Raw genomic sequence first — 26,926 nt, 5'->3', positions numbered from 1 at the left:
GATTTAACCCTCACTAGCTCCAAATCATCCATGCAACAACAACCCAAAACAGCGCTGATGCAGCAAATACCGTCAACCAGGCAAGACGGCGAGTAAGACTACGACGTTCATGCTGGGTCGCTTTCTCCCGAATCACGGGCTGTACAGTTAATCTAGTAGCCATAGTTTTTGATAATCACTCTCATTGAAACGATTGTTAGCACCAATCAAGATTTAGGACGAATCCTAAACAGTTTATTTCGCAAAATCCAGTTATTTTTGCAGCCTGCATCGATTAACACTATTTATCAAAACAAATCCAGGCAGTAAGTAAAATTAAAGTTACGTTATAAAGATTAATATAACCTTAAGGCAAATAATTTTCTGATAACTCCGTTTTAGTTCCATATTTTAATAGAGTTTTTAAGTTACCCCCTTTCCGGATATGCTCTGTATTATCTCTATAACTGGAGTATGGGAATTATCCTGGCAGCACGCAAAGGCTGCCAGTGAAAAGTGTGTACTGTTTCGCATTTAGAAAGAAACAATAGAAAAACATGTGATACATGTTTCATTTACAGCAAAATAGTAACTGCTGTTTATCTTACTGGCTTTGCGCCGTACCAATGGTTATAAAAAAAGGCCGCTTAGCGGCCTATTCGACGGATTGAACAGACGGAGGGCGCTATTTCGCCGGCAGCTTGATGTCTTTGAACATCGCTTCAATATCTTCATTTGAGCGTAACGCCACCGCCGCATCCACCACGTCGCGGGTCAGATGGGGAGCGAAACGTTGAATAAAATCATACATATAGCTACGTAAAAACGTACTGCGGCGAAAGCCGATCTTGGTGGTGCTATAAGTGAAGATATCGGTCGCCTCAATCCGCACCAGGTCAGGATCTGACACCGGATCAACCGCCATACTGGCAATCACCCCGACGCCAAGCCCTAAACGCACATACGTTTTGATCACATCCGCATCGGTTGCGGTAAACACGATACGCGGCGTCAACCCCGCGCGGTTAAAGGCGGTATCCAGCTCTGAACGCCCGGTAAAGCCAAACGTGTAGGTGACTAACGGGTATTCGGCAAGTTCCTCAATGGAAACTTTCGTTTTACCGGCTAATGGATGATCGGGTGTCACAACGATCGCGCGGTTCCAGTGGTAACACGGCAGCATAATCAGATCGTCGTACAGATGCAGCGCTTCAGTGGCGATGGCAAAGTCAGCATTGCCTTTCGATACCGCTTCGGCAATCTGGGTCGGCGAGCCCTGATGCATATGCAGTGATACCCGCGGGTAACGCTCGATAAAACCTTTGATCACCCCAGGCAAGGCATAGCGCGCCTGAGTATGGGTAGTGGCGACATACAGCGAACCTTTATCCGGCCAGGTATGCTCACCCGCCACGGCTTTAATTGCATCAACCTTGGATAACACTTCGCGCGCAATGCGGATAATTTCCTCACCCGCTGGCGTCACCTGCGTCAGATGCTTACCGCTACGCGCAAAAATCTGGATGCCCAGCTCATCTTCCAGCATACGCACCTGCTTACTGATGCCGGGTTGGGAGGTATAGAGCCCTTCAGCCGTTGAAGAAACATTCAGGTTATGGTTAACCACTTCAACGATATAACGCAGCTGCTGCAATTTCATTGTTCGATTCCATCCAGGGTTAAGCAACACGCCGAATACCTGCGATGACCGCAGCACTGTTTATTTACGCGGAGGATATCGCTGAGGTTGACGTTTAAATGTGGTTAGCGTGGCAAGATATCTGTTTCTATAACGACTATATCATTTTTATGCAATATGTATAGCATTTCGCTATAAGGCGGGAGGGGTCCATCGCTGCCGGCGATTAATCCGGCAGCCAGTAATGGCTGCCGGATTAAAGCCGTTACTTTTTAGTGACCTGCCATTTACCATCGACAAAGAAGGCTGACCAGCCGGTCGCTTTGCCCTCTTTCTCGGAGCTGACATACTGCTGCTTAGTTTTACGGCTAAAGCGTACCACCGTCGCATTCCCCTCATCGTCCGCTTCCGGCGCATCGGCCAGATAACGCAGCTTCTCCGGCAACCGATCTTTAAAGCGTTTCAGCTCTTCAACCAGTGGCGCACGGGTCTCGCGCGATTTCGGGAAAGTATTTGCCGCGAGGAACACGCCAGCCGCGCCATCACGCAGCACAAAGTAAGCGTCGGACTTGTCACACTGCAGTTCAGGCAACGGCACCGGATCTTCTTTCGGCGGCGCAACATCGCCATTGCGCAGGATCTTACGGGTGTTTTTACATTCATCGTTGGTGCAGGCCATGTATTTACCGAAGCGCCCCATTTTCAGGTGCATTTCAGAACCACATTTTTCACACTCCACAATCGGGCCGTCATAACCTTTAATACGGAATTCACCCTGCTCAATCTCATAACCGTCACAGCCAGGGTTGTTACCACAAACGTGCAGCTTACGCTGATTATCGATCAGGTAACTGTCCATCGCCGTGCCGCACTTCTGGCAGCGATGACGGGCGCGCAGCGCGTTGGTTTCCGCATCATCCCCTTCCAGAATATTCAGCACTTCATTTTCCGGAATCAGGTTAATGGTCTGCTTGCAACGCTCTTTCGGCGGTAAGGCGTAGCCGGAACAGCCGAGGAAGACGCCGGTACTGGCGGTACGAATCCCCATTTTGCGGCTGCAGGCTGGGCAGTCGATAGTGGTGAGTATCATCTGGTTCGGCTGCATCCCGCCCTCTTCAGGCTCTTTTTCCGCCTGTTCGAGTTGCTCGCTGAATTCACCAAAGAACTTATCCAGTACGTCTTTCCACTGCGCCTGATTGTTGGCCACTTCGTCGAGGCTGCTTTCCATATGCGCGGTGAAGTCGTAATTCATCAGCTCACGGAAGTTAGCTTCTAAACGGTCGGTAACAATCTCACCCATTTTTTCGGCGTAGAAACGGCGGCTTTCAACGCGCACATAACCACGATCCTGGATGGTGGAGATAATCGACGCATAGGTCGACGGACGGCCAATACCGCGTTTTTCCAGCTCACGCACCAGCGAGGCTTCGCTGAAACGCGCCGGGGGTTTGGTAAAGTGCTGGCTGGGTTTCAACTGCTGCAGACTGAGCTCTTCACCGACATTCACCGGCGGTAAGGTGCGATCTTCATCGCCCTTACGCAGTGCCGGCATCACTCTGGTCCAGCCATCGAAACGCAGCGTGCGTCCTTTCGCCTTCAGTTTAAAATCACCGGCGCTCACCGTCAGCGTGGTAGAGTCATACTGCGCCGGCATCATCTGGCAGGCGACAAACTGACGCCAGATCAGCTGATACAGTTTCTGCGCGTCAGCTTCCATATCTTTCAGCTGTTCCGACTGCACATTGACATCAGAAGGACGGATCGCTTCGTGCGCTTCCTGTGAATTGTCTTTGCTGGCGTAAGTGATGGCCTCTTTCGGCAGATACTTAGCACCGAAACTCTCTTGCACATAGCCACGCACCATCTCCACTGCATCCTGACTCAGGTTAGTGGAATCGGTACGCATGTAGGTGATGTGGCCCGCTTCATACAGGCGCTGCGCCATCATCATGGTTTTCTTCACGCCGAAGCCCAGACGGGTGCTCGCCGCCTGTTGCAGCGTCGAAGTGATAAACGGAGCGCCCGGCTTACTACTGGTAGGCTTGTCTTCGCGGTCGGAGACCAGATAGCGCGCTTTTTCCAGCAGGCTGACTGCCGCCTGCGTCTGCTCACCGTTGACCGGCCGGAAAGGCTTGTCACCCTGATGGGTCACCTGCATCGGCAGGTCGCTGCCTTTTGGCGTGGTCAGATCGGCATCCAGTTCCCAGTACTCTTCCGGAACGAAGGCTTTGATTTCGCGCTCACGCTCGACCACCAGACGTACGGCGACCGACTGCACGCGGCCAGCGGAAAGTCCGCGGGCGATCTTCTTCCACAGCAGCGGCGAGACCATATAGCCCACTACGCGGTCCATAAACCGGCGAGCCTGCTGGGCGTTAACGCGATCGATATTCAGCTCGCCCGGCTTGTCAAACGCCTGGCGTATCGCATTTTTGGTAATTTCGTTAAATACCACGCGGCTGTAGCGTGATTCATCGCCACCAATTACTTCCCGCAGGTGCCAGGCAATGGCTTCCCCTTCGCGGTCAAGGTCAGTTGCGAGATAGATGTGGTCAGCATTTTCTGCTAACGATTTCAGCTCGGCGACCACTTTTTCTTTGCCGGGTAAAATCTGATAATCGGCTTCCCAGCCATGATAAGGATCGACGCCCATACGGCTCACTAATGCCGATTTCTCGTCTTTTTTAACCTTTTTCACGGCGGTTTTACTGGTTGTAGAGTCAGCGCTCTTTTTAACTGTTGAACCACTGGTCGGCAAATCGCGTATATGACCAACGCTGGATTTAACCACGTAGTCATTACCGAGATATTTATTGATTGTTTTGGCCTTTGCCGGGGACTCAACTATTACGAGAGCTTTACCCATATTTACCTTTACCTAATGAAAACTTCCGAATGTAGTGGCGGCGCTTATCGACGACAACGTACAGCGCGATAATGATATTGCAGCGAGCACCGGTCATTTCAACCCTGCCAGGTCAGACTGCGGATTACCGTCATTGCGTAACTCCAACCTGCTGATTAGCGACATCTTTTAGTCAAACTATCGCACCTGCTGATTCAACAATAAACCCGGTTTTACGCTCGGAACCAGAAACGCCCACACTGTACCTGATAAAATCTGATACGCAACTTAATTAGCATCTCAGGCAATTTTATGCCAGTCGCGCCCCCATTTTGCCCGACATGAAAATCTGACACAGGGTTTGCGGATTGGCTTTGCAGGCAAGTAATATAGAAGGAAATCACGATTTGTAAAAAGGAGATTAAAATATGTACGGTGAAACACAGCCAATTGAAGCTGAGGCATTACTGGAAAAAGCTAACGCAATGATTGCCGAACATGAGGATTATTTTGTTGGTCTGGAAGCGACCGAAGTCGGGCAAAACGGGAATATTCTGGTGTTTCGTGGCAACTATTTTCTCGATGAACAAGGTCTGCCCACCAGCAAAAGTACCACGGTATTTAACGTGTTTAAATTTCTTGCGCTGCAGTTGTCGGCGCAGTACCACCTGAAGCAGTAAAGCCCGGCGTACCGGGCTCCAGCCATCAGAGCAGCGGCTTCTCACCGCGCTGCCAGATCTTTAACAGCAGGCGCTCGGCGCTGGCCGCGGCGCTGCTGGTAAAGCGGTCCATCATGCGTTTACGTCGGGCATAACGCACCGCGATCACCTCAAACTTATCCATCTCGGCAATGATTAGATCATCGCTGGTGCCAATACCGTCGATCAGCCCATTTTCCAGTGCCTGGGTGCCAAACCAGTGCTCCCCGGTGGCGACCCGATCGATATCCAGTGACGGACGCATCTCATGCACAAACTGCTTAAACAACAGATGGGTTTCATTGAGATCTTCGCGGAATTTTTCCCGCCCCTGCTCGGTGTTTTCGCCAAACAGCGTCAGCGTGCGTTTGTATTCACCCGCGGTATGCAGCTCCACATCGATATCATTACGTTTTAGCAGGCGATTAAAGTTCGGAATTTGCGCCACTACGCCAATCGAACCGATAATCGAAAACGGCGCCGCGACAATACGATCCGCCACGCAGGCCATCATATACCCCCCGCTGGCCGCCACTTTATCTACCGCCACCGTCAGGCGGATACCTTTCTGGCGCAAACGCTGCAGTTGCGATGAGGCGAGGCCATAACCATGCACCACCCCGCCCGGACTTTCCAGACGTAACAGGACTTCATCACCGGCGCTGGCAACCGCCATCACCGCAGAGATCTCCTCGCGTAGTGACGCCACTTCTCCGGCATCCATGCTGCCTTTAAAATCGAGTACCCAGAGCGTGGACTTGCCGCTCTCGCTTTTCAGCCCCTGCTTCGCACGCTGCTTAGCGACTTTGGCTTCCTGCTTATCCTGTTTCCTGCGTGACTTATGCCATAATTTCTGGTCATGATGTTTCATCTTCGCCAGCAACATGTCTTCTTTCATCTCGCGGTATTGATCGCCAAGATGGGTGACTTTCAGCTGACCATTTTGTGCGCGTTTGCGCTGCGCCAGATTGACGATAACAATCGCAAGGGCCGCAATGGCGACCACTACCGTCACTGTTTTGGCTAAAAACAATCCATAATAAGAGAGTAATTCCACTCAATCCGCCTTATTTAACATAGCATTAGGGGCCAGCCTCTAGTTTAGCTGACTCAATGCACTTCGTCGCCTGATTCGCATGCCGACAGCCCGAATTGCCCCCTGCTAACATTGAACTCACTGCTTTTTTCAGGCATAAAGCACTTTATTCAGTGCGCGCCCGCTCAACTAATAGCCGCGCGCCACTATTATCGCCAGAGGAATACGCCGTGCACTATCAACCAAAAAGCGATCTGCTTAATCATCGAATCATTCTGGTCACTGGCGCCAGCGACGGCATTGGCCGCGAAGCGGCACTGACCTATGCGCGTTATGGCGCTGAAGTGGTTCTGCTGGGCCGCAACGGGCAAAAACTGCAGCAGGTTAGCGACGAAATTAATGCGCTGGGCAAAAGTCCGGCGCGCTGGTTTACGCTGGATTTTGACCAGGCGACGCCGGAAAATTGCCAGCAGCTGGCCGCTGTGCTGAGCCAGCACTATCCGCGTCTGGACGGGGTACTACACAATGCCGGGATCCTCGGAGATATTGTGCCGCTGGAACAGTTGCAACCGGCGGTCTGGCAGCAGGTGATGCGGGTGAATGTCGATGCCACCTTTTTTCTCACCCAGGCACTGCTGCCACTGCTGTTGAAATCGGATAGCGCTTCGCTGGTATTTACCAGTTCCAGCGTTGGTCGCAGCGGCCGGGCGGGCTGGGGGGCTTACGCGGTGTCCAAATTCGCCACTGAGGGTATGATGCAGGTCCTGGCGGATGAATATGACAGCCGTAACCTGCGGGTTAACTGTATTAATCCTGGCGGCACCCGTACCAAAATGCGCGCCAGCGCTTTCCCGCAGGAAGATGCCGGTAAGCTGAAAACCCCGGCGGATATTATGCCGCTCTACCTCTATCTGATGGGTGATGACAGCCGGCGTAAGAGCGGTATCAGCTATGATGCGCAACCCGGGCGCAAACCGGGAGCGGCGGAATAGTGACCAGCGACGATCGTCATAAACAGCGCCAGCAGCGGCTGAAAGAACAGGTGGATGCGCGCGTTGCGACAGCCACTACCGAACGCGGCATTCTGATGGTGTTTACCGGCAATGGCAAAGGTAAGACCACCGCGGCATTTGGCACCGCCACCCGCGCCATCGGGCATCAGAAACGGGTCGGCGTGATCCAGTTTATCAAAGGTGCATGGCCGAACGGCGAACGTAATTTGCTGGAACCGCACGGCGTGGAGTTTCAGGTAATGGCCACCGGGTTTACCTGGGATACCCAGAACCGGGAAACCGATACCGCCGCCTGCCTGCAGGTGTGGCAGCATGGCAAACGGATGTTGCAGGATGAAACGCTGGATTTAGTGATCTTTGATGAGCTGACCTATATGATCAGTTTCGACTATCTGCCGTTAAGCGAGCTGCTGGAAGCGCTACGGCAGCGGCCTGCGCATCAGAGTGTCATTATCACCGGGCGTGGCTGTCATCGTGAGATTATCGAACTGGCGGATACCGTTAGCGAGATGCGACCGGTGAAACATGCGTTTGATGCCGGGATTCAGGCCCGGCAAGGGATCGACTGGTAAGGACTACCGGGCGGCATGCCGCCCGGAAAAGATTTAACCCTGACGGGTTCTGCCGGTTGGCTTCGCCGTTTTCGCCGTAGAACGGCGATTGTTGGTGCCGCTTACCTGAGTATGACGCTTCACTGCACGACGGATCTGATTCGCCTTGGTACGGCGGCGGTCTTTCTCTACTGCCACTTTGGTGACGGTTTCCGGCTTCAGACCAACCAGTTCACGTAAGTAGTTAGTCGGTTGCAGATCCAGTTCGGTCCAGCCGCCGCGCGGTAAGCCTTTTGGCAGATGAATATCGCCGTAGCGCACGCGGATCAGACGACTGACCTGCACGCCCACCGCTTCCCACAGACGGCGCACTTCGCGGTTACGTCCTTCGGTCAGGGTGACGTTATACCACTGGTTAATCCCTTCGCCACCGGCAAACTTAATGGTTTTAAATGCTGCCGGGCCATCTTCCAGCTGCACGCCACGACTCAGTTGACGAATCTTATCTTCATCAATCTGGCCGAATACGCGTACCGCATATTCGCGTTCCACTTCCTGGCTTGGATGCATCAGCCGATTGGCCAGCTCGCCATCGGTGGTAAACAGCAGCAATCCGCAGGTGTTAACATCCAGACGACCGACGGCAATCCAGCGCGCGCCGCGCAGCTTTGGCAGACGATCAAATACCGTTGGACGCCCTTCCGGGTCATTGCGCGTACAGAGTTCACCTTCCGGCTTATAGTACGCCAGCACGCGGCAAACTTCGGTCGCCGATTCATTGATAGAGACAATATGTCCGTCGATACGGATTTTCAGGGATTTATCGAGCTCGATACGGTCGCCAAGTGTTGCCAGCTTACCTTCGACGCTGACACGTCCCGCAGAGATCATGGTTTCGATTTCACGACGTGAACCGTGTCCGGCACGTGCTAAAACTTTTTGTAACTTTTCGCTCATAGAGCAGCCTCACTGTCGCCTTCACAGGCGTCATGGATGATAGTCAATTCGATCCTGAGTGAGTGCTATCCGGCTTACGCAAATTTAATAAAAACAGCGTGTTAACACTCGACATCTTTCAGGGGAACAGCATTCTACACTAAGTTGATTATCATTGATAATGATTAACGATTATAGCCGGCGCTCAACCCGCCGCCACCGCACCGACCCGCAATTCCCCTCGCTGACCGGGCGCCCGCCTGGCGAATTCTTCGCATTTAACCTGTTAAAAAGCCTAAGCATTAGCAAAGAAATCTGGCAAGCCCGCTAAAAAGTGGTTGTTAGTACTGAATTAAATTCATATTTAATTGTTTTGTACCGCGATAACAACAATGCGCCATTTAATAAATATATTTAACATCAAATAAACAGAATAAGCGAATATAAGATTGGCTTAGTTCACGGTTATTATAATTTTTTGCCCCGGTGTTTTTATATTAGTTTTCCTCACGTAAAATAGCGTGTAGTATTTAATTATATTATTTATTGAATGCAAATCAGCAGCATAAATAGATTCCATCAATAAATAAATGAGATTGATATACAGCGTATTGTAATTTTTTCGTAAAGAATTTAATAACCGCGCCAGGCAGCAGGCGGGCGTTGATAACACTAATCTATTTAGTGCAAGGCTTGCATATCACAAATCTTCACCAGGGATTTCCCGATATGCACTGAATGAAGTGAAACATCATGAAAAATATCACTATTGTGACAGCAATGGCCGTGTTATTGCTGTCAGGCTGCTCGGTAGGCAAATATGAGTACAGCCGTGAGGCCATGAAACGCGTTGATATGAACTTTACCGGCATTCCCACTATTATGGGGCTGGGCACTCTGGGTAGCAGTATTCCCCTGACACCCGAGTACAGTCTGACCGCCGCGCACGTGGCAAAGTATTCCGTGCAACACGTCAAGGCGTATCATCCTTACTGTGACCTGGCGATTATTTATCATAAAAATGACATCAAAACGTTACCGAAATTTCGTAGCGGCAGCGTAGGCGATGCGGTCAAAATGTATGGCTACAGTTTTATTTCCGCCATGCCGGTTGAATCCTCCGGGGTAAATTTAGCCCGCACCGGTATCAGCAACGACTGGAATAAAGCACCTTGTATGGCGATGGCGTCAGATGCCGGCGTGGTGCAAGGCATGTCCGGCGGGGCGGTATATAACAAAGATGACACTATCGGCGGCGTTATTATCGGCTATGCCGCTTCGATAAAAAATAAGCGCAGTGGCAAGGACATACTGAAAAATGTGTCGCTCTATATCCCGTATGCCGACTTTAAGGAGTGGCTGACACAGTCGACTTTGTAAAGGAACGCAATATCAGGGCCGCACATTATCGCGGCCCGCGCGGCATTAGAGGAACGGTGTTACGTCACCCACACCTTCACGCACCACTTCCGGTACATTCTCGGTGAGATCGACCACGGTGGTCGGCTGCTGGCCCAAAAAGCCGCCATGAATAATCAGATCCACCACTTTACCAATACTGTCCTGAATCTCTTCCGGATCCGATTCAGTGAAATCATTACCGGGCAACATCAGCGATGTCGACATCATCGGCTCATTCAAGGCTTCCAGCAGCGCCAGCGCGATCGGATTCGAAGGCACTCGTAATCCGATGGTCTTACGTTTATCGTTCATCAAACGACGCGGCACCTCTTTGGTCGCCTTCAGGATAAAGGTGTAATTTCCCGGCGTGTTATTTTTAATCAGGCGAAACGCCGTATTATCAACGTGCGCGTAGGTGGAGAGCTCCGACAGATCACGACACATCAGGGTAAAATTGTGATTGCCATCCAGCTGACGAATGCGACAAATCCGCTCCATGGCGTTTTTGTCCTCCAGCTTACAGCCGAGCGCGTAACCAGAATCGGTCGGATAAACGATCACACTGCCTTTATTCAGCATTTCCACCGCCTGCTTAATCAGACGCGGCTGTGGGTTTTCCGGATGAATATAGAAAAATTGACTCATAGCAGACCTCTTGTCGCCCCTGATGTCCGGGAATGTTACTGCGCAATATCCGGGTAACGTGTCCAGATAGCGTCAACGCCACCGGGTAACCACAGTTTTTTCCCCAATTCGATCCACGGACAGGGCTGATGAAAATCGGAGCCTTGCGATGCTGCCAGCTGATAATCCCGCGCATACTGCGCCAGCTGGCTACGTTCCTGAGGTGGTTGTTGACACTGCGCCACTTCCATCGCGTCGCCGCCAGATTCAGCAAAATAAGCCATCAACCGTTTTAGCCACTTGGCGGATAAGCCGTAGCGACCCGGATGAGCCAGCACCGCACGACCACCAGAATGATGAATCGCATCAATAGCTTGTTCTATTGTACACCACTGTGGCGGCACGTAACCGGTTTTGCCGCGCGCCAGATAGTTTTTAAAGATTTGCGCCATATTCGCGCCCTTACCCTGCTCAATCAGATAGCGGGCGAAATGTCCGCGGGTAATCGCCCCACCGGCAGCCAGACGCAGGGCGCCTTCCAGCGCGCCGGGAATATGCGCCTTTTCCAGCCGTTCCGCCATCATTTGCGCCCGCGCCATGCGGCAATCGCTTTGTCCTTGCAACAATGCCGTCAGCCGTGGATGCTGAATATCAATGCCCAACCCGACAATATGAATTTCATGGTTCTCCCACAGCGTTGAGATCTCAACCCCGCTGATAAGCTGCAGCGCCAGCTGATGCTGCGCAATAGCCGCCCGCGCAGCCTCAATAGCGGCCACCGTATCGTGGTCGGTGATGGCCAGCACTCCCACACGCTTCTCGGTGGCTCGCAGTACCAGCGCTTCAGGAGTGAAAAGTCCATCGGAAGCACAGGTATGGCTGTGAAGATCGTAAAGAGGGAAGTTGCTGAGGGGCGTTGCTGCTGTCAAAAGTGCTCCGGTAGAATCAGAAAATAAGGCGATATGATAACGGCAATTCGCCTGCGGGGGAAAAAGAGTATTGACATTTTTCCTTCGAACCAGTTAACTAGTACACAAGTTCACGTACAGGGTATCAAAATCATGACTGCTTTAAATACGAATCTGCATGGCTGGTGGCGCACTTCTCCCTGACCGGGCGACGTCGTCATGCACATTTCACAGAATCAGTGCTGATACCCGAGCCCGCCGCAAGCGGGCTTTTTTTTTGAGCGATACTTACCAGACAGAGAAAACATCATGCCATTTGCGAAACCTGCATTGAAGTTGATTACCGGCAATGCGCCCTACCGCGAAGATCCGGCCGCGGTGTTCCATCAGTTATGTGGCGCACGCCCGGCCACCCTGCTGCTTGAATCGGCAGATATCGACAGCAAACGTAACCTGAAAAGCCTGCTGATTGTCGATAGCGCGCTGCGCATTACCGCGCTGGATAAAACCGTTACCATTCAGGCATTGTCAGAAAATGGCCGCGCGTTGCTGCCGTTGCTTGATGAAGCGCTGCCTGCCAGCGTTAATAACCAAATCCGCCCTGATGGTCGTCTGCTGACGTTCCCGGAAATCAATCAGCTGCAGGATGAAGATTCACGTCTGCAGTCACTGTCGGTATTTGATGCACTGCGTCTGATCCCGACGCTGATTACTACGCCGGCAGAAGAGCGTGAAGCGATGCTGCTCGGTGGCCTGTTTGCTTATGACCTGGTGGCGGGTTTTGAACAGCTGCCAGCGCTGAATAATCAGCAGCGCTGCCCTGATTACTGCTTCTATCTGGCGGAAACACTGCTGGTTATCGACCATCAGACGCGGACCTCACGCCTGACCGCCAGTCTGTTTGCCCCCTCCACCACTGAATTCCAGCGCCTGCAGGGACGTATCAAACAGCTGCATGCGCAGATGCTGCAGCCGGCACCGGCGCTGCCGGTGCAGGGCGTGGAGAATATGGCGCTGAGCTGCAATCAAAGCGACGAAGAGTACTGCGCGATAGTGCGTCAGATGCAGGAAGCGATTCGCGTCGGCGAAATCTTCCAGGTGGTGCCATCGCGCCGTTTCTCGCTGCCCTGCCCGTCGCCGCTGGCCGCCTATGACACGCTGAAAAACAGCAATCCCAGCCCGTATATGTTTTTTATGCAGGATCAGGACTTTGCCCTGTTCGGCGCCTCGCCGGAAAGTTCGCTGAAATATGATGCCAGCGATCGCCAGATTGAAATTTACCCGATTGCCGGCACCCGTCCGCGCGGTCGCCACGCCGATGGCTCGCTGGATCGCGACCTCGACAGCCGTATCGAACTGGAGATGCGCACCGATCATAAAGAGCTGGCGGAGCATCTGATGCTGGTTGACCTGGCGCGCAATGACCTGGCGCGCATCTGCGAACCCGGCAGCCGCTATGTGGCAGACCTGACCAAAGTTGACCGCTACTCATTTGTTATGCATCTGGTTTCACGCGTGGTCGGTAAACTGCGCGGCGATCTCGACGTGCTGCATGCCTACCGCGCCTGTATGAATATGGGCACCCTGAGCGGCGCGCCGAAAGTGCGCGCCATGCAGCTGATCGCCGCCGCGGAAGGCACCCGGCGCGGTAGCTACGGCGGCGCCGTCGGCTACTTCACCGCCAGCGGCGACCTTGATACCTGTATTGTGATTCGCTCGGCTTATGTGGAAGACGGCGTGGCAACGGTACAGGCTGGCGCTGGCGTGGTGCTCGATTCCAATCCGCAGGCGGAAGCCGATGAAAGCCGTAACAAAGCCCGCGCGGTATTACGCGCGATCGCTACCGCTCATCATTGCACGGAGATTTTCTGATGGCCGATATCCTGCTGCTCGACAATATCGACTCCTTTACCTACAACCTCGTCGACCAGTTACGTGCCTTTGGCCATAACGTGGTGGTTTATCGTAACAATATGCCTGCGGATACCCTGGTTGAGCGTCTGCAGGAGATGCAGAATCCGGTGCTGATGCTCTCTCCGGGTCCCGGCACCCCGTCAGAAGCCGGCTGTATGCCGGAACTGCTGCAGCGCCTGCGCGGCAAACTGCCGATTATCGGTATCTGTCTCGGCCATCAGGCGATTGTCGAAGCCTGGGGCGGCCATGTCGGCCAGGCGGGTGAAATCCTGCACGGTAAAGCCTCCGCCATTACTCATGACGGTAAAGCGATGTTTGCCGGGCTAAGTAATCCACTACCGGTGGCGCGCTATCATTCGCTGGTCGGCAGCAATATTCCGGATGAACTGACGATTAACGCCACCTTTAACGGCATGGTGATGGCTGTGCGCCACGACGCCGATCGCGTCTGCGGCTTCCAGTTCCATCCGGAATCCATTCTCACCACCCAGGGGGCGCATCTGCTTGAACAGACCCTTGCCTGGGCGCTGGCGTAAGCTAAGGAAAATCAGATGCACACGATTCTGGAAAAACTTTATCAGGCGCAAACCCTGAGCCAGGCAGAGAGCCATCAGCTGTTTTCGGCGATCATTACCGGTCAGCTGGAACCCACCCAACTGGCTGCGGCGCTGATTGCGATGAAAGTACGCGGCGAGCGTCCGGAAGAGATTGCCGGTGCCGCCTGCGCGCTGCTGGAAGATGCCAAACCCTTTCCACGTCCGGACTATGCTTTTGCTGATATCGTCGGCACCGGCGGCGATGGCAGTAACAGCATTAATATCTCTACCACCAGCGCTTTTGTCGCCGCCACCTGCGGGCTGAAAGTCGCCAAGCATGGCAACCGCAGCGTATCCAGTAAGTCAGGATCGTCCGACCTGCTGGCGGCCTTTGGCATTAATCTTGATATGCCCGCCAGCCAGGCGCGCCAGGCGCTGGACGACCTGAATGTCTGCTTTCTGTTTGCGCCGCAGTACCACACCGGGTTTCGTCACGCCATGCCGGTACGTCAGCAGCTGAAGACCCGTACGCTGTTTAATGTGCTCGGGCCGCTAATTAACCCGGCGCGTCCGCCGCTGGCGGTGATTGGCGTCTATAGCCCGGAACTGGTGCTGCCGATTGCCCGAACGCTGAAAGTGCTCGGCTATCAGCGCGCGGCAGTGGTGCATGGCGGCGGGATGGATGAAGTGGCGCTGCACAGCCCAACCCATGTCGCCGAACTGCGCGATGGTGAAATTACCGGCTATCAGCTGACGCCGGAAGACTTTGGTTTTGGCTTCCAGCCGCAAGAAGCGCTGGCTGGCGGCACACCGGAAGAAAACCGTGACATTCTGGCGCGATTACTCCAGGGTAATGGCGAGCGCGCCCATGAAGAGGCGGTGGCGGTAAACGTCGCGATGCTTTTGAAGGTCTTCGGACATGAAGATTTACGTGAAAATGCCCAGCGCGCACTGCAGGCGATTCGCAGTGGTCAGGCCTGGGAGCGCGTGGTCGCACTGGCAGCCAGAGGATAATTATGCAGCAGGAAACCGTACTTAATAAAATTGTTCAGGATAAGGCCGTCTGGCTGGCAGCGCGTAAAGCACAACAGCCGCTGGCCAGTTTCCAGAACGCGGTCACCCCGGCCAGCCGGAGCTTTTATCATGCACTGCAGGGAACCCGCACGGTGTTTATCCTTGAGTGCAAAAAAGCCTCGCCATCAAAAGGAGTGATCCGTGCAGATTTCAACCCGGCCGCCATTGCCGGGGTCTATAAGCATTACGCTTCGGCGGTGTCGGTATTAACCGATGAGAAATATTTCCACGGCAGCTTTGATTTTCTGCCGATTGTCAGTGCCGCCATCACCCAGCCGGTGCTGTGCAAAGACTTTATTATCGATCCCTATCAGATCTACCTGGCGCGCTACTACCAGGGCGATGCGATTTTACTGATGCTCTCGGTGCTGAATGACGATCAGTATCGTCAGCTGGCCGCCGTGGCGCACAGTCTGCAGATGGGGGTGCTGACCGAGGTCAGTAACGAAGAAGAGCTGGAGCGCGCCATCGCGCTGGAAGCGAAAGTGGTGGGCATCAACAACCGCGATCTGCGCGATCTGTCGATTGACCTGAACCGCACGCGCCAGCTGGCGCCGCGCCTGACGCACGGTGTTACGGTGATCAGCGAATCCGGCATTAATCACTATGCGCAGGTACGCGAGCTGAGCAATTTTGCCAATGGCTTCCTGATTGGCTCGGCGCTGATGTCGGAAGATAACCTTGATGCCGCGGTGCGCCGGGTGATCCTTGGCGATAACAAGGTTTGCGGTTTAACCCGGGAACAGGATGCCGTGGCGGCCAGTGATGCCGGCGCCATCTATGGCGGTCTGATTTTCGCTGCCGGTTCGCCACGCCAAATCGACGTGGCCCGCGCGCAGGCGATCATTGCCGCCGCACCGCTCAAATATGTTGGCGTATTCCGTAATGCCGCGATCGGTGAGGTTGTTGCCACCGCCGCCACGCTGGCGCTGCATGCGGTGCAGCTCCATGGCGACGAAGATCAGGCGTATGTCGACAGCTTACGCGCTCAGTTGCCTGCCGCGGTGCGTATCTGGAAAGCGTTAAGCGTGAAAGAGACCCTGCCGGCACGTGACTGGCAGCACGTCGACCGCTATGTGCTGGATAACGGCAACGGCGGCAGCGGCCAGCATTTCGACTGGTCCTTGCTTAACGGCCAGCCGCTGGGCAATGTTTTACTGGCGGGTGGTTTAGGCGCGGATAACTCTGTCGTTGCCGCGCAGCTGGGCTGTGCCGGTCTGGACTTTAACTCCGGGGTGGAAAGCGCCCCGGGGGTGAAAGACCGCGCGAAAATAGCCGCTGTATTCCAGACACTGAAAGCTTATTAATTGTCGGAGCCGGGTGCGCCCGGCTGCTGATCTCCACCGAGAAAAGAGACATAATATGACGTTACTAAATCCCTACTTTGGCGAATTTGGCGGGATGTATGTGCCGCAGATCCTGATGCCGGCATTGCAACAGCTGGAAGCTGCTTTTGTCAGTGCCCGGAGTGACCCGGAATTCCAGGCGCAGTTTACCGACCTGCTGAAAAACTATGCCGGTCGCCCGACGGCGCTGACCCTGTGCCAGAACCTGACCAAAGGCACCCGCAGCCGCCTGTATCTGAAGCGCGAAGATCTGCTGCATGGCGGCGCGCACAAAACGAACCAGGTATTAGGTCAGGCCCTGCTGGCGAAACGCATGGGTAAAACTGAAATTATCGCCGAAACCGGCGCCGGTCAGCATGGCGTGGCCTCAGCGCTGGCCAGTGCCCTGCTCGGTCTGAAATGCCGCATCTATATGGGCGCGAAAGATATCGAGCGTCAGTCGCCGAACGTATTCCGTATGCGCCTGATGGGAGCGGAAGTGATCCCGGTACACAGTGGTTCATCAACGCTGAAAGATGCCTGTAACGAAGCGCTGCGTGACTGGTCTGGCAGCTACGAAAATTCGCACTATATGCTGGGTACCGCTGCCGGTCCGCATCCGTATCCGACCATTGTGCGTGAGTTCCAGCGCATGATCGGCGAAGAGACCAAAGCGCAGATTCTGGCGCGTGAAGGTCGTCTGCCGGATGCGGTGGTGGCCTGCGTCGGCGGGGGCTCCAATGCCATCGGCATGTTTGCCGATTTTATTGATGACGCCGCGGTTGGTCTGATTGGCGTCGAGCCTGCCGGCCACGGTATTGAAACCGGCGAGCACGGTGCGCCGCTGAAACACGGCCGCGTCGGTATTTACTTCGGTATGAAAGCGCCGATGATGCAGACCGAAGATGGTCAGATTGAAGAGTCCTATTCGATCTCAGCCGGTCTCGACTTCCCGTCGGTCGGCCCACAGCATGCTTATCTGAACAGCATTGGCCGCGCCGATTACGTCTCGATTACTGATGATGAAGCCATGGCGGCATTTAAAGAGCTGTGTCGTTCCGAGGGGATTATCCCGGCGCTCGAATCTTCACATGCGCTGGCCTATGCCCTGAAAATGATCCGTGAAAACCCGGAAAAAGAGCAGCTACTGGTCGTTAACCTTTCCGGTCGCGGTGACAAAGATATTTTCACCGTCCACGACATTCTGAAAGCGAAGGGAGAGATCTGATGGAACGTTATCAGCAATTATTCAACCGTCTGGGCGCGGCAAAAGAAGGCGCATTTGTTCCTTTCGTGACCCTTGGCGATCCGTCGCCGGAACTGTCGCTAAAAATTATCGACACCCTGGTGGCCGCCGGCGCCGATGCGCTGGAACTGGGCATCCCCTTTTCCGATCCGCTGGCTGATGGCCCAACCATTCAGGGCGCCAACCTGCGCGCCTTTGCTGCCGGCGTAACCCCTGCGCAGTGCTTTGAAATGCTGGCGATCATTCGCCAGAAATATCCGACGCTGCCGATTGGTCTGCTGATGTATGCCAACCTGGTGTTTTCCGGTGGGATTGATAACTTCTATGCCCGCTGCGCGGCGGCTGGCGTCGATTCCGTACTGGTTGCCGATGTGCCGGTTGAAGAGTCCGCCCCGTTCCGTCAGGCGGCGCTGCGCCATAATATCGCGCCGATCTTTATCTGCCCGCCCAACGCCGATGACGATCTGTTGCGTGAAATCGCCTCCCATGGTCGCGGTTATACCTACCTGTTGTCCCGTGCCGGCGTCACCGGCGCCGAAAAACGCGCCAGTTTGCCGCTCCAGCATCTGGTCGATAAACTGCGTGAATATCATGCCGCTCCGCCGTTGCAGGGCTTTGGTATCTCCGAACCTTCCCAGGTGAAAGAAGCGATTGCTTCTGGCGCTGCCGGGGCGATCTCCGGTTCGGCGATTGTAAAAATCATCGAGAAGAACCTGGCGAATCCGGACGCGATGCTGAGCGAACTAAAAAATTTCGTCAGCAGTCTGAAAGCGGCCTCACGCCAATAGTAGAAAAAAATGCCTTACTTAACGGTAAGGCATTCTTTTTTCTGTCACTCTGTTACTGGCGCATTAATAGAATTTCCAGCAGCCGCCAGATTTAATTCTTTTATTAAGCTTAATAACCCTCGTGACGGAAACTATTTATTAGATTGCCGGAAGAATAACAGTAAATTCGTTTTAAACAGCAAAAGACAGCCATTCTAATATTATTATTTCCAGCAAACACACCACCGTTAATTCCCTGCAGCTTGTATTAGCCCATCAGTTATCTATATTGTCACTACAACCTTATATTTCTGCGGTGTGTTATTATGGCTGACAAATGGTTTAAAATAAATCTGCGCGGGCTGGCAGCGTTTCTGCTGCCTATTGCCCTTGCCTGCGCGGCGCAGGGAGAGAATCTGTTTTCAGCCATAACGACCGGAAGCGATGCCACTGACTTGAGTTACCTGCAGCAGCCGGCGATAAAATCAATACAATTAATTACCGTTAACGTCGCATTAATTACCGGAAACAGCAGCGCGCTGACGCTGAATTTACCGTCAGGGGAAACGATTATCGCCCGGCAGCACTCTTTTACCCGCAACCCCGACGGCAGCGCGCTGTGGCAAGGCAGCGTCACCAGCATTAATAATACCGCCCCCGCTGGCGGACGGGAAAATTCGCTTATTCTGGTGCGCGATAACGATAATATTACCGGCACGGTGCGGGTAAATGGCCAGTTATATCAGCTATTACCGCTGGGTCATGGCTCGCACGCGATCATCGAACTGGATGCCGCCCGCTTTCCGGTCGCCAATAACGATATCATTGAAGAGCCCCCCGATAGCACGACCGCGCCTGCGTCCCGGAGCAGTTCCGAACCCGCGACAAGAGTCCGCGTAGCGCTGGTGACCACCAATCAGACTCGCGCCAGCGTAACCGATATCCCCGGCCGGGTTGCCCTAGCGCTGGCCACCGCCAATCAGGGACTGCGCAACAGCGGGGTGAATATGCTGCTTGAGAACGCCGGTATTCTGAACGCCAGTTTTAATGAAAGTGGTGATATCACCGATATGCTGCTCAAAATCCGCAGCCCGGGCGACCGCGATATTGGCGCAGTAGCCAATACATTCCGCGAAACGCGCCATGCCGACGTCATGGTGCTGCTAACCGCCAGCGCCAATGGCGGTTGCAAGGATGCTTATCAGAGTAGTAACAAAGCTAACGCTTTTAGCGTGCTATCCCTGGATGCCAGTTGTATGGATGAGCGGTTATTAGCCCATGTCATCGGTCATAACATGGGCGCAAACCATAACAACAGCAATAATATTCCCTTCCCCTGGGGCAAAGGATATCAGCAGACCACCGTCGCTCCCCACTGGAGCACCATTATGGCAGATGCCTGCTCTGCGACCTGCCCCGGCATCAATTACTGGTCCAGTCCTGATATTACCTATAATGGCTTACCTGCCGGCAATGCCATGGCCGACAATGCCCGGGTGCTTAACGAGCGGCGTAACGTCGTCGCGGATTTTCTGCCCGACCCCAGCTGGCAACAGGTCGGTTCCTTGTATGGCGAAGGCAACTTAGCGCCGCGACAACTGTTTCAGATCGCCGTCAAAGACAGCACCACCCACCAGCCGCTCTCCGCAGTTGAAGTCATTATTGATAATGTTGATCAAAACGCCTGGCCGACACAGGTGGCGCGCGCCGTCAATGACCATTTTGCCGCTAATCTACTCCGGGCCGGAGAACTGACCAGCTCAGGAAATATTGAGCTGGTTGCCGGATCGCGCGACCGTAACGATCTCTGGATGCCCTACCGCCTGGTGGGTTCACAATATATTGAAATCGTCCAACTTACTTATGCCGAATATAATAACGTCAAATGGTTTAGCATCGGCAATATTAGCGCCAGCGAGGATGCCACCGCCGGTACGTTACAACAGCTGGTGTTAACCAGTAACAGTAGCAATCAAATTCTGACACGGATCCCGATATTAATTACCGACAATAATAAATCGCCGAATTTATGGCCATCGCATATGGCGCAGCTTACTCATCTGCTCAGTAGTCGCGATGTTATCCGCGCGGGTGAAGTGCAGTCCGATGGCAGTATAAAGCCGGTGGCGGGAAATAGCCGCCATCCGCTGTGGGTGCCGCAATCATTGCGCAACAATGTCAATATTCGCATGGAAACCGTAGGTCCGACCGCCGCGGGGAAATAAGTTTTATCGGTTGCGCCGGATTAAGGCTGACAATCCCGCTGTTTAATGTGTCGAGGTATAATTATGATCGACCACCGTTTTAATATTGCACTGCGCAGGCTGCTAATCTTGTTATTGCTGCTGGCATCCGCGGTCGCCTGGTCGCAGGATAATTATCTGTTTTCAGCCGCCCGGACTCAGCCGGCCAGCGGCAGTGAACATTATCTCGCGCATCCGGCAACCAAATCGATTAATTATGTTGCGGTTAACCCCTTACTGGTTAGCGATAAGACCCACCAGCTGACGCTTAACCTGCCGTCCGGAGAGCTGCTGGTCGCCCGGCAGCAGCGGTTTCAGCATAATCCCGACGGTACTGAACTGTGGGAAGGTAACGTAACTGAGATTGATAACGCTGAGCCCGCTGCCGAAAGCGAAAACGCGGTGCTGCTGGTGCGCGACGGCAATAATATTAGCGGCGATATCAGCGTCAATGGCCGGTTATTTGCCATCGTCCCTTTAGGTCATGGTCAGCACGCGCTAACGGAAATGGATGCCAGTATGCAAAATGGCGGTGATGAACTGGCTATCGGCGATGAGCAGGAGACAGCAGGCATACTGCCGCTATCCCGTAACCTGTCGAGTACTACGTCCGTGATCCGCGTGGCAGTAGTGACCACCAATCAGGTACGCAGTACGCTGGCGGATATTCCCGGCCAGACAGCATTAGCGGTGGCTTATGCCAATCAGGGCTTTAAAAACAGCAGGGTTAATATCATTGTGGAGAACGCCGGCATCCTCAATGCTAATTTTAATGAAAGCGGCACCGCAATCGAGATGCTGGCAAAAGTCAGTAATCCCACCGATCAAAATATTGGTGCGGCGGCGAAAGCGTTCCGTGAGGAGAAGCTGGCTGATGTGGTTGTTTTACTTACCGCCAGCGCTAATGGCAGCTGTGGCGGCAGTTACTCGTGGGCCAGCAAAGAAGAAGCATTTGCGGTGCTGCCATCGCACTGGAGTTGCGCAAATTTCGTACACCGCCTTGGTGTGCGTATCGGCCTGATTATTGGCGCAGGATTCAGCCGGGGCTATATCCAGAACAGTGCTAATCCGCAATGGGGCACCCTGCTAACGGCTAACTGCCTCTATTCCTGCGAGAGGATTAATTACTGGTCTAACCCTGAGGTTAATTATCATGGCTTACCTACCGGCACCGCAGCGGCCAATAACGCGCTGGTGCTCAATCAACGGCGGCAACAGGTAGCCGATTTTATGCCCGATCCACCGTGGATCCCATTGGGTATTCTCTACGGCGATGGCGACCTGCCGCCGCGACAGCTCTATCAGATCGACTTAAAAAATAGCGCAATCCAACGGCCAATCGACTTCCTTGACGTCATTATCGATAAAGTCGGTCAGAACGACTGGCCTTCGCAAGTGGCGCGCGCGGTTAATGCGCATTTTGCCAGTAACGTGCTGCGCGCCGGAGAGATGAACGAGGCGGGGGATATCCATTTTATCAACGGCTCTCACTATCGTAACTCGCTATGGTTTGCTTCACGCTTAAAAGACGCACAACAGCTGGATACCGCCTGGCGCACCTATGCCGTCATGCTGAATGATAAATGGCTGCCAATTGGCGCAATTGAGGCGAAAGAGGCCGGCATACCCGGCTCGCAGAAACAGGTGGTGCTACGTAATAGCCATACCGGCCAGGAGCTGGCGCGAATTTCAATGACGCTGAATGCCGACAATCAGGGACAATGGACGTGGCCATTCCGGCTGGCGAATACGCTTAATAACGCCTCACAGGTTAGCATGCGCGCCGGTGAACTGCTGGCTGATGGGTCGGTCGCCACCGTCGGCAGCGCTTACAGAAATCTTATCTGGGTTCCGCTGGCCGGGCGGCGTGATTTAAGCGCCAGCGTCGAAACCGTTGGCTGGCAGCAGCGTGGCGAGCTGAAAAGCAGCAGTAACCTGCCTGCGCGCCAGTTTTTCCAGATGCAGTTGAAAGATACTTCTACCGGCCAGTTGCTCAGCGCTTATGACTGGGTGGTGGCAAGCGTTGATATCAATCTCTGGCCTGCGCAGGCGGCGCAGGCAATTAACGCGCATTTGCCCAACAACGTGGTACGGGCCGGTGAACTGCAAAGCAATGGCGAGATTAAAGTGGCTGAAGGCTCAGCAGAAAACAATAAAATCTGGATTAACTACACCGGTAAAGAAGAGCTGGAGCTCAGCCGTCATACCTATGCCGAAGCGCTAAATCAGCAATGGTTTAATATCGGCAGAATCCAGTCGTTTGCCGATGCCACTCCCGGAACGCAAAAAGAAGTCGTGCTACGCGATGCGGGCAGTAATGAGGTACTGGCACGGATTTCGCTGCCGATTAACGACAACAATAAGGATCAGTGGCGCTGGCCTTTCTGGCTGGCCGGTCTGGTCAATGAGCACACCAGCAAAATGCGCGCCGGCCAGCGCGAGGCCGATGGTTCGATTAGCGTGGTACCCGGCAGCTCCTATCTTAATCTGCTGTGGGTGCCGCTGGCGCAATATCGTCAGTTAAACGCCAGTGTGGAAACTTTTGACTGGCAACAGGTTGGTGAACTGTATGAACCCAATGATTTACCCGCCCGACAATTCTTTCAGCTGCAGTTGCAGGACCAAGCCAGCGGCCAGATAGAGACATCACTGGATATCGTGGTGGTGGACCCGGAAAAACACCGCTGGCCGGAACAAATTGCCAGAGTCATAAACAATTACTTTCCGGCCAACACACTGCGCGCCGGCGAACGCCGCACCGATGGCTCCATCCATATTTACCCCGGATCCCACTATCGCAACAAACTCTGGCTTAATGCTGCGCAGTGGGGCAAACAGCTGAATTTTACCCGTTATACCTATGCAGAATTTAATCAACAAAAATGGTTCAGCATCGGCAATATCAGCGCCAGCGCAGACGCCGTAGCGGGCACCGCCAAAGAGTTAGTGCTGCGCGATAACAGTAACCATCTACTGGCCCGTTTCCCGCTGTTTATTAGCGACAGCAATAAGGCTTCAGCTGTCTGGCCGCGACAACTGGCGCAGCTGGTTAATCTGTTTTACAGCCAGCAGCCGGTACGTGCCGGGCAGTTGCAGGATGATGGCAGCGTACAACCCGTAGCAGACCATAACGGTAATCGGGTATGGGTACCGCTGGACCAGCGGCAGAATATCTAGGCTACGGTGGAAACGCTCAGTGCCGCCGCGGCCATCAGACGCGGTATTACGCCAGTGGAAAATAATTACGATTATCTCTACCCCGACCAGATAGAACACTATCAGGAGGGCACCCGGGTGCTCGGCCCTGACCTGCATATTTATCAGTGTAAACCCTATCCGGCCAGCGGCTGGTGCCGCATCTATTCACCCGCCGCCAGTCAGTATCAGCCGGGAGTCGGCAGTCACTGGCAGGACGCCTGGACAAAAGTGGAGTAATTACCGCTAAAACCAGCCAGCAATAGCGGGCACCGTTTAATCATGCCTTATCGTGCGATAAGGCATTATTCTGTTTCTTCTTTTCACCTCATACGCCTGCGCCCGGTGATTACTCCCATTATTTTAAGGTACTCTTCGGGCAAAATTCCTTATTAACCGATATTTTTCAGGCTATTTTTTCGCATTATCATCGGTTATCGATTATTAATACAAAATAAAAAATTAGCTTACCGATTCGCTCAGCGCTTAAATTCCTCGCTGACAATTGAGGCATAAATCCCGCTGCGCTTGTAGTGGTTAAAAAAACACCTACATTTATAAGCAACCTCCCCGACAGCCTTATTTATTGAGGTATTATCATGATTAGCTCATGGTCTGGAACGATGATGCGCTGGGTTGCCACAGGCGTGCTGTTGTTTGCTGCCACCGTAGTCTGGTCTGCAGATAATGCTCTGTTTTCCGCCACGCAAACCCGGCTAAACCCTGACAACGATAGCTTTCTGCAACAACCGTCGACGCAGGCGATTCATATTATGACGGTTCATCCCGAATTAATCGCTGAAGATACTACCGATATTCAGCTGGAAGTTGAGCCGGGTAAGATACTGGCCGCTTACCGCACCGGATTTACGCTGAATAGTGACGGCATCGCCAGCTGGGAGGGGGCCATAAACCTCGCCGGAAACCCCTCTCCTGACGACAAATTGCTGAATCAGGTGATTCTGGTCAGGCATGGCGACAATATTACCGGCAGTATTAATTACAACGGCCAGCTCTATCAGGTACTGCCGTTGGGGGAAGGCAACCACGCGATTATCAAAACCGACAGTGACCGTTTACCGTGGGATGAGAAGGATGAGGTCGCGCCTCCCGGCGCCAGTGAAATAGCGCCGTCAGCGCCCCCCTTCGGCCAGCCGGGCACCCTGAGCGGGTTAACCAAAATTCGCGTTATGGTCGCCACCACCAATCAGACGCGCGCTCAGTTAAAAGATGTTGCAGGCAAAGTACAGGAGGCGATTGATGATGCCAATGCCGGCTACAGAAATAGCGATATTGCGATTGAGCTGGAAAACGCCGGTATCCTCAATGTTAATTACAATGAAAAAGGCGCCAATCTCGATATGCTGGGGCAGTTACGTAATACCAGCGATACCGAGTTAGGCGCGGTTGTGCATAAATTTCGTCAGGAACAGCTGGCGGATGTGGTGGTGTTATTAAAAAGCAGCACCACCGCTGCCGCCTCCAGCTGTGGCATCGGCTACACGCTGGCCGGTAGCGATAGATCCTGGGCCTTCAGCGTTGTCGCTCATAACTGTATCAGTTCCCATGCTTTTGCTCATGAGATCGGCCATAACCTGGGTGCCACTCATAACCCGGAAAACACCACGCTGACCTACTTCCCCTACGGCTACGGCTACCGGCAAACCGCTCAGACACCACGCTGGCGTACTATTATGTCCTACCCCTGTACGCCGCCCTGCGGCATCATCAATATGTGGTCTAATCCGAATAAGCAGTACCTGCATCTGCCGGCCGGCACCGCGAGTAAAAATGATAATGCCCGGCTGCTTAACGAGCGCAAAGAGATCGTGGCCAATTTTTATCCGCCGCCCAGTCACTGGCTGCAGGTCGGTGAATTGCTGTCCAATTCAGATTTACCCGCCCGGCAGTTTTTCGAAGTGCAGTTAAAAGATAGCGCCAGTAACCAGGTTCTGTCGGCATTTGATTCCGTCGCCAGCACCGGACAACTGGAATGGCCAATGCGCCTTGCTGAGTCCATTAACAGCCATTTCCCCGAAAATGTGGTGCGCGCCGGCGAAATGGACAGTAATGGTGATATCAGGGTCGCAGAATGGTCAGGTGATAAAAATAAACTCTGGCTTTATCACACACTGGCAGGCCAGCGCCAGCTGCAGATTACCCGCTATAGCTATGCACAAGAGAATAATGAGAAATGGTTCACCATCGGCAGTATTGAGGGACTGGAAGATGCCACGCCAGGTACGCAAAAACAGGTGGTATTACGCGACAAAGCCAGCCAGCAGGAGCTGGCGCGCATCTCCATGCCGATCACCAGCAGCAATAACGGGCGCTATATGTGGCCTTATCATCTGTCGAATGTGGTCAATAGCACCGCACCGTTGGTGATTCGTGCCGGCGAAATGAAAGACGATGGCAGCATCGTGCCAGTGGTTGGCTCATATTATCGTAATCGGCTGTGGGTGCCTTTGGCGCAGCGGCGGCAGTTAACCGTCGCGGTGGAAACTGTTGCAGCGCCACCCGTCACCCCTCCACCGGAAGAACCGGAGGTCACACCGCCACCGCCAACGCCTGAAGAACCGGTAACGCCACCGCCGACGCCTGAAGAGCCGGTAACGCCACCGCCGACGCCTGAAGAACCGGTAACGCCACCGCCGACGCCTGAAGAGCCGGTAACTCCGCCGCAGTACGACTATCGTTACCCCGATCAGAAGGAGAAATATGTCGAGGGGACCCGCGTTCTCGGCAGCGATCAGCATATTTATCGCTGCAAACCCTTCCCCTACAGTGGCTGGTGCCGGATTTATTCCCCTTCAGCCAATCATTATGAGCCTGGCGCCGGCTCCCACTGGCAGGATGCCTGGACGCGGGTAGAGTAAACCGGCGCAGCATGAGTGCCTTATCATCAGATAAGGCACTCTTTCCTTTCTCTTTTTTACGTTCTGTCATTGGTAAATCCGGCTTTTGTCACCCACACTAATTAAGGCTTCCGTTAT

Annotated in this window: 19 protein-coding genes, 1 pseudogene and 1 other annotated feature; of the genes and pseudogenes, 13 read left to right on the top strand and 7 right to left on the bottom strand. The window is 53.7% G+C overall.

Annotated features, from left to right (window positions below):
- Window positions 1–13: 13 nt before the first annotated feature.
- From JWF83_RS25000 to topA, 3 genes are all read right to left on the bottom strand, one after another.
- Entirely contained in the window at window positions 14–163 is a 150-nt protein-coding gene (locus JWF83_RS25000; RefSeq protein ID WP_413653199.1) for a YmiA family putative membrane protein, read from the bottom strand.
- Between the two features lie 501 nt (window positions 164–664).
- Window positions 665–1,639, bottom strand: coding sequence for an HTH-type transcriptional regulator CysB (gene cysB / locus JWF83_RS24995; protein WP_413653198.1), 975 nt, complete (start codon window positions 1,637–1,639; stop codon window positions 665–667).
- Window positions 1,640–1,883: 244 nt separating this feature from the next.
- Complete coding sequence (topA, locus tag JWF83_RS24990; protein WP_413653197.1) at window positions 1,884–4,484, bottom strand: type I DNA topoisomerase; 2,601 nt, start codon at window positions 4,482–4,484, stop codon at window positions 1,884–1,886.
- 407 nt (window positions 4,485–4,891) lie between these two features.
- Here topA and JWF83_RS24985 point away from each other — a divergent pair, with 407 nt between their 5' ends.
- Window positions 4,892–5,143 (top strand): DUF2498 family protein, encoded by a 252-nt coding sequence (locus JWF83_RS24985; protein ID WP_413653196.1) that lies wholly within the window; start codon window positions 4,892–4,894, stop codon window positions 5,141–5,143.
- 25 nt (window positions 5,144–5,168) lie between these two features.
- On the opposite strand, the gene sohB is transcribed toward JWF83_RS24985, so the two are convergent.
- A complete protein-coding gene (gene sohB / locus JWF83_RS24980) occupies window positions 5,169–6,218 on the bottom strand; it encodes a protease SohB (protein ID WP_413653195.1) in 1,050 nt (349 codons plus the stop codon).
- Between the two features lie 209 nt (window positions 6,219–6,427).
- Here sohB and JWF83_RS24975 point away from each other — a divergent pair, with 209 nt between their 5' ends.
- Both JWF83_RS24975 and cobO read left to right on the top strand, forming a co-directional pair.
- Window positions 6,428–7,189, top strand: a complete 762-nt coding sequence (locus JWF83_RS24975) for a YciK family oxidoreductase (RefSeq protein WP_413653194.1) — start codon at window positions 6,428–6,430, stop codon at window positions 7,187–7,189.
- Window positions 7,189–7,782 (top strand): cob(I)yrinic acid a,c-diamide adenosyltransferase, encoded by a 594-nt coding sequence (cobO, locus tag JWF83_RS24970; RefSeq protein ID WP_413653193.1) that lies wholly within the window; start codon window positions 7,189–7,191, stop codon window positions 7,780–7,782. The genes JWF83_RS24975 and cobO overlap by 1 nt, the downstream gene beginning before the upstream one ends.
- 33 nt (window positions 7,783–7,815) lie before the next feature.
- On the opposite strand, the gene rluB is transcribed toward cobO, so the two are convergent.
- A complete protein-coding gene (gene rluB, locus JWF83_RS24965) occupies window positions 7,816–8,718 on the bottom strand; it encodes a 23S rRNA pseudouridine(2605) synthase RluB (protein WP_413653192.1) in 903 nt (300 codons plus the stop codon).
- A gap of 732 nt (window positions 8,719–9,450) precedes the next feature.
- On the opposite strand from rluB, the gene JWF83_RS24960 reads away from it, so the two are divergent.
- A complete protein-coding gene (locus JWF83_RS24960; RefSeq protein ID WP_413653191.1) occupies window positions 9,451–10,077 on the top strand; it encodes a serine protease in 627 nt (208 codons plus the stop codon).
- Between the two features lie 45 nt (window positions 10,078–10,122).
- On the opposite strand, the gene JWF83_RS24955 is transcribed toward JWF83_RS24960, so the two are convergent.
- Both JWF83_RS24955 and rnm read right to left on the bottom strand, forming a co-directional pair.
- Window positions 10,123–10,743 carry an L-threonylcarbamoyladenylate synthase gene (locus JWF83_RS24955; RefSeq protein WP_413653190.1) on the bottom strand — a complete coding sequence of 207 codons (621 nt, stop codon included), beginning with the start codon at window positions 10,741–10,743 and terminating at the stop codon, window positions 10,123–10,125.
- 35 nt (window positions 10,744–10,778) lie between these two features.
- The gene (gene rnm / locus JWF83_RS24950; protein WP_413653189.1) at window positions 10,779–11,651 is read right to left on the bottom strand and encodes an RNase RNM; all 873 of its coding nucleotides are present in this window, start codon (window positions 11,649–11,651) and stop codon (window positions 10,779–10,781) included.
- Window positions 11,652–11,807: 156 nt separating this feature from the next.
- Window positions 11,808–11,908 (top strand) — a sequence feature (Trp leader region).
- 31 nt (window positions 11,909–11,939) lie between these two features.
- On the opposite strand from rnm, the gene JWF83_RS24945 reads away from it, so the two are divergent.
- The 9 genes and pseudogenes from JWF83_RS24945 (at window position 11,940) to JWF83_RS24905 (ending at window position 26,809) form a co-directional block, all read left to right on the top strand.
- Window positions 11,940–13,502, top strand: a complete 1,563-nt coding sequence (locus JWF83_RS24945; protein ID WP_413653188.1) for an anthranilate synthase component 1 — start codon at window positions 11,940–11,942, stop codon at window positions 13,500–13,502.
- A pseudogene (trpD, locus tag JWF83_RS24940) lies at window positions 13,502–15,094 on the top strand (bifunctional anthranilate synthase glutamate amidotransferase component TrpG/anthranilate phosphoribosyltransferase TrpD). Before JWF83_RS24945 ends, trpD begins: the two are co-directional and overlap by 1 nt.
- 2 nt (window positions 15,095–15,096) lie before the next feature.
- Window positions 15,097–16,461 (top strand): bifunctional indole-3-glycerol-phosphate synthase TrpC/phosphoribosylanthranilate isomerase TrpF, encoded by a 1,365-nt coding sequence (gene trpCF / locus JWF83_RS24935; protein WP_413653187.1) that lies wholly within the window; start codon window positions 15,097–15,099, stop codon window positions 16,459–16,461.
- A 55-nt stretch (window positions 16,462–16,516) separates the two neighbouring features.
- Complete coding sequence (gene trpB / locus JWF83_RS24930) at window positions 16,517–17,707, top strand: tryptophan synthase subunit beta (RefSeq protein ID WP_413653186.1); 1,191 nt, start codon at window positions 16,517–16,519, stop codon at window positions 17,705–17,707.
- Window positions 17,707–18,513 (top strand): tryptophan synthase subunit alpha, encoded by an 807-nt coding sequence (gene trpA / locus JWF83_RS24925; protein WP_413653185.1) that lies wholly within the window; start codon window positions 17,707–17,709, stop codon window positions 18,511–18,513. The genes trpB and trpA overlap by 1 nt, the downstream gene beginning before the upstream one ends.
- A 305-nt stretch (window positions 18,514–18,818) precedes the next feature.
- Window positions 18,819–20,717: a M12 family metallo-peptidase gene (locus JWF83_RS24920; protein ID WP_413653184.1), complete on the top strand. Its 1,899-nt coding sequence runs from the start codon at window positions 18,819–18,821 to the stop codon at window positions 20,715–20,717.
- 63 nt (window positions 20,718–20,780) lie between these two features.
- Complete coding sequence (locus JWF83_RS24915; RefSeq protein ID WP_413653183.1) at window positions 20,781–23,912, top strand: hypothetical protein; 3,132 nt, start codon at window positions 20,781–20,783, stop codon at window positions 23,910–23,912.
- 6 nt (window positions 23,913–23,918) lie between these two features.
- On the top strand, window positions 23,919–24,170 hold the full coding sequence (locus tag JWF83_RS24910) for a hypothetical protein (protein WP_413653182.1): 252 nt from the start codon (window positions 23,919–23,921) through the stop codon (window positions 24,168–24,170).
- Between the two features lie 359 nt (window positions 24,171–24,529).
- Window positions 24,530–26,809: a M12 family metallo-peptidase gene (locus JWF83_RS24905; protein ID WP_413653181.1), complete on the top strand. Its 2,280-nt coding sequence runs from the start codon at window positions 24,530–24,532 to the stop codon at window positions 26,807–26,809.
- Window positions 26,810–26,926: the final 117 nt, after the last annotated feature.

Source organism: Pantoea sp. B65 (assembly GCF_047308185.1).
In the GTDB taxonomy this organism is placed as follows: Bacteria; Pseudomonadota; Gammaproteobacteria; order Enterobacterales; family Enterobacteriaceae; genus Erwinia.
Note: the sequence above shows the minus strand (reverse complement) of the source record. Positions and strands in the feature narration are given on the sequence as shown.

What these genes read in the sequence shown, in the direction of transcription:
- JWF83_RS25000 (WP_413653199.1), bottom strand. Translation starts at nt 163, where the DNA reads ATGGCTACTAGATTAACTGTACAGCCCGTGATTCGGGAGAAAGCGACC.
- cysB (WP_413653198.1), bottom strand. Translation starts at nt 1,639, where the DNA reads ATGAAATTGCAGCAGCTGCGTTATATCGTTGAAGTGGTTAACCATAAC.
- topA (WP_413653197.1), bottom strand. Translation starts at nt 4,484, where the DNA reads ATGGGTAAAGCTCTCGTAATAGTTGAGTCCCCGGCAAAGGCCAAAACA.
- JWF83_RS24985 (WP_413653196.1), top strand. Translation starts at nt 4,892, where the DNA reads ATGTACGGTGAAACACAGCCAATTGAAGCTGAGGCATTACTGGAAAAA.
- rluB (WP_413653192.1), bottom strand. Translation starts at nt 8,718, where the DNA reads ATGAGCGAAAAGTTACAAAAAGTTTTAGCACGTGCCGGACACGGTTCA.
- JWF83_RS24960 (WP_413653191.1), top strand. Translation starts at nt 9,451, where the DNA reads ATGAAAAATATCACTATTGTGACAGCAATGGCCGTGTTATTGCTGTCA.
- JWF83_RS24955 (WP_413653190.1), bottom strand. Translation starts at nt 10,743, where the DNA reads ATGAGTCAATTTTTCTATATTCATCCGGAAAACCCACAGCCGCGTCTG.
- JWF83_RS24945 (WP_413653188.1), top strand. Translation starts at nt 11,940, where the DNA reads ATGCCATTTGCGAAACCTGCATTGAAGTTGATTACCGGCAATGCGCCC.
- trpCF (WP_413653187.1), top strand. Translation starts at nt 15,097, where the DNA reads ATGCAGCAGGAAACCGTACTTAATAAAATTGTTCAGGATAAGGCCGTC.
- trpB (WP_413653186.1), top strand. Translation starts at nt 16,517, where the DNA reads ATGACGTTACTAAATCCCTACTTTGGCGAATTTGGCGGGATGTATGTG.
- trpA (WP_413653185.1), top strand. Translation starts at nt 17,707, where the DNA reads ATGGAACGTTATCAGCAATTATTCAACCGTCTGGGCGCGGCAAAAGAA.
- JWF83_RS24920 (WP_413653184.1), top strand. Translation starts at nt 18,819, where the DNA reads ATGGCTGACAAATGGTTTAAAATAAATCTGCGCGGGCTGGCAGCGTTT.
- JWF83_RS24915 (WP_413653183.1), top strand. Translation starts at nt 20,781, where the DNA reads ATGATCGACCACCGTTTTAATATTGCACTGCGCAGGCTGCTAATCTTG.
- JWF83_RS24905 (WP_413653181.1), top strand. Translation starts at nt 24,530, where the DNA reads ATGATTAGCTCATGGTCTGGAACGATGATGCGCTGGGTTGCCACAGGC.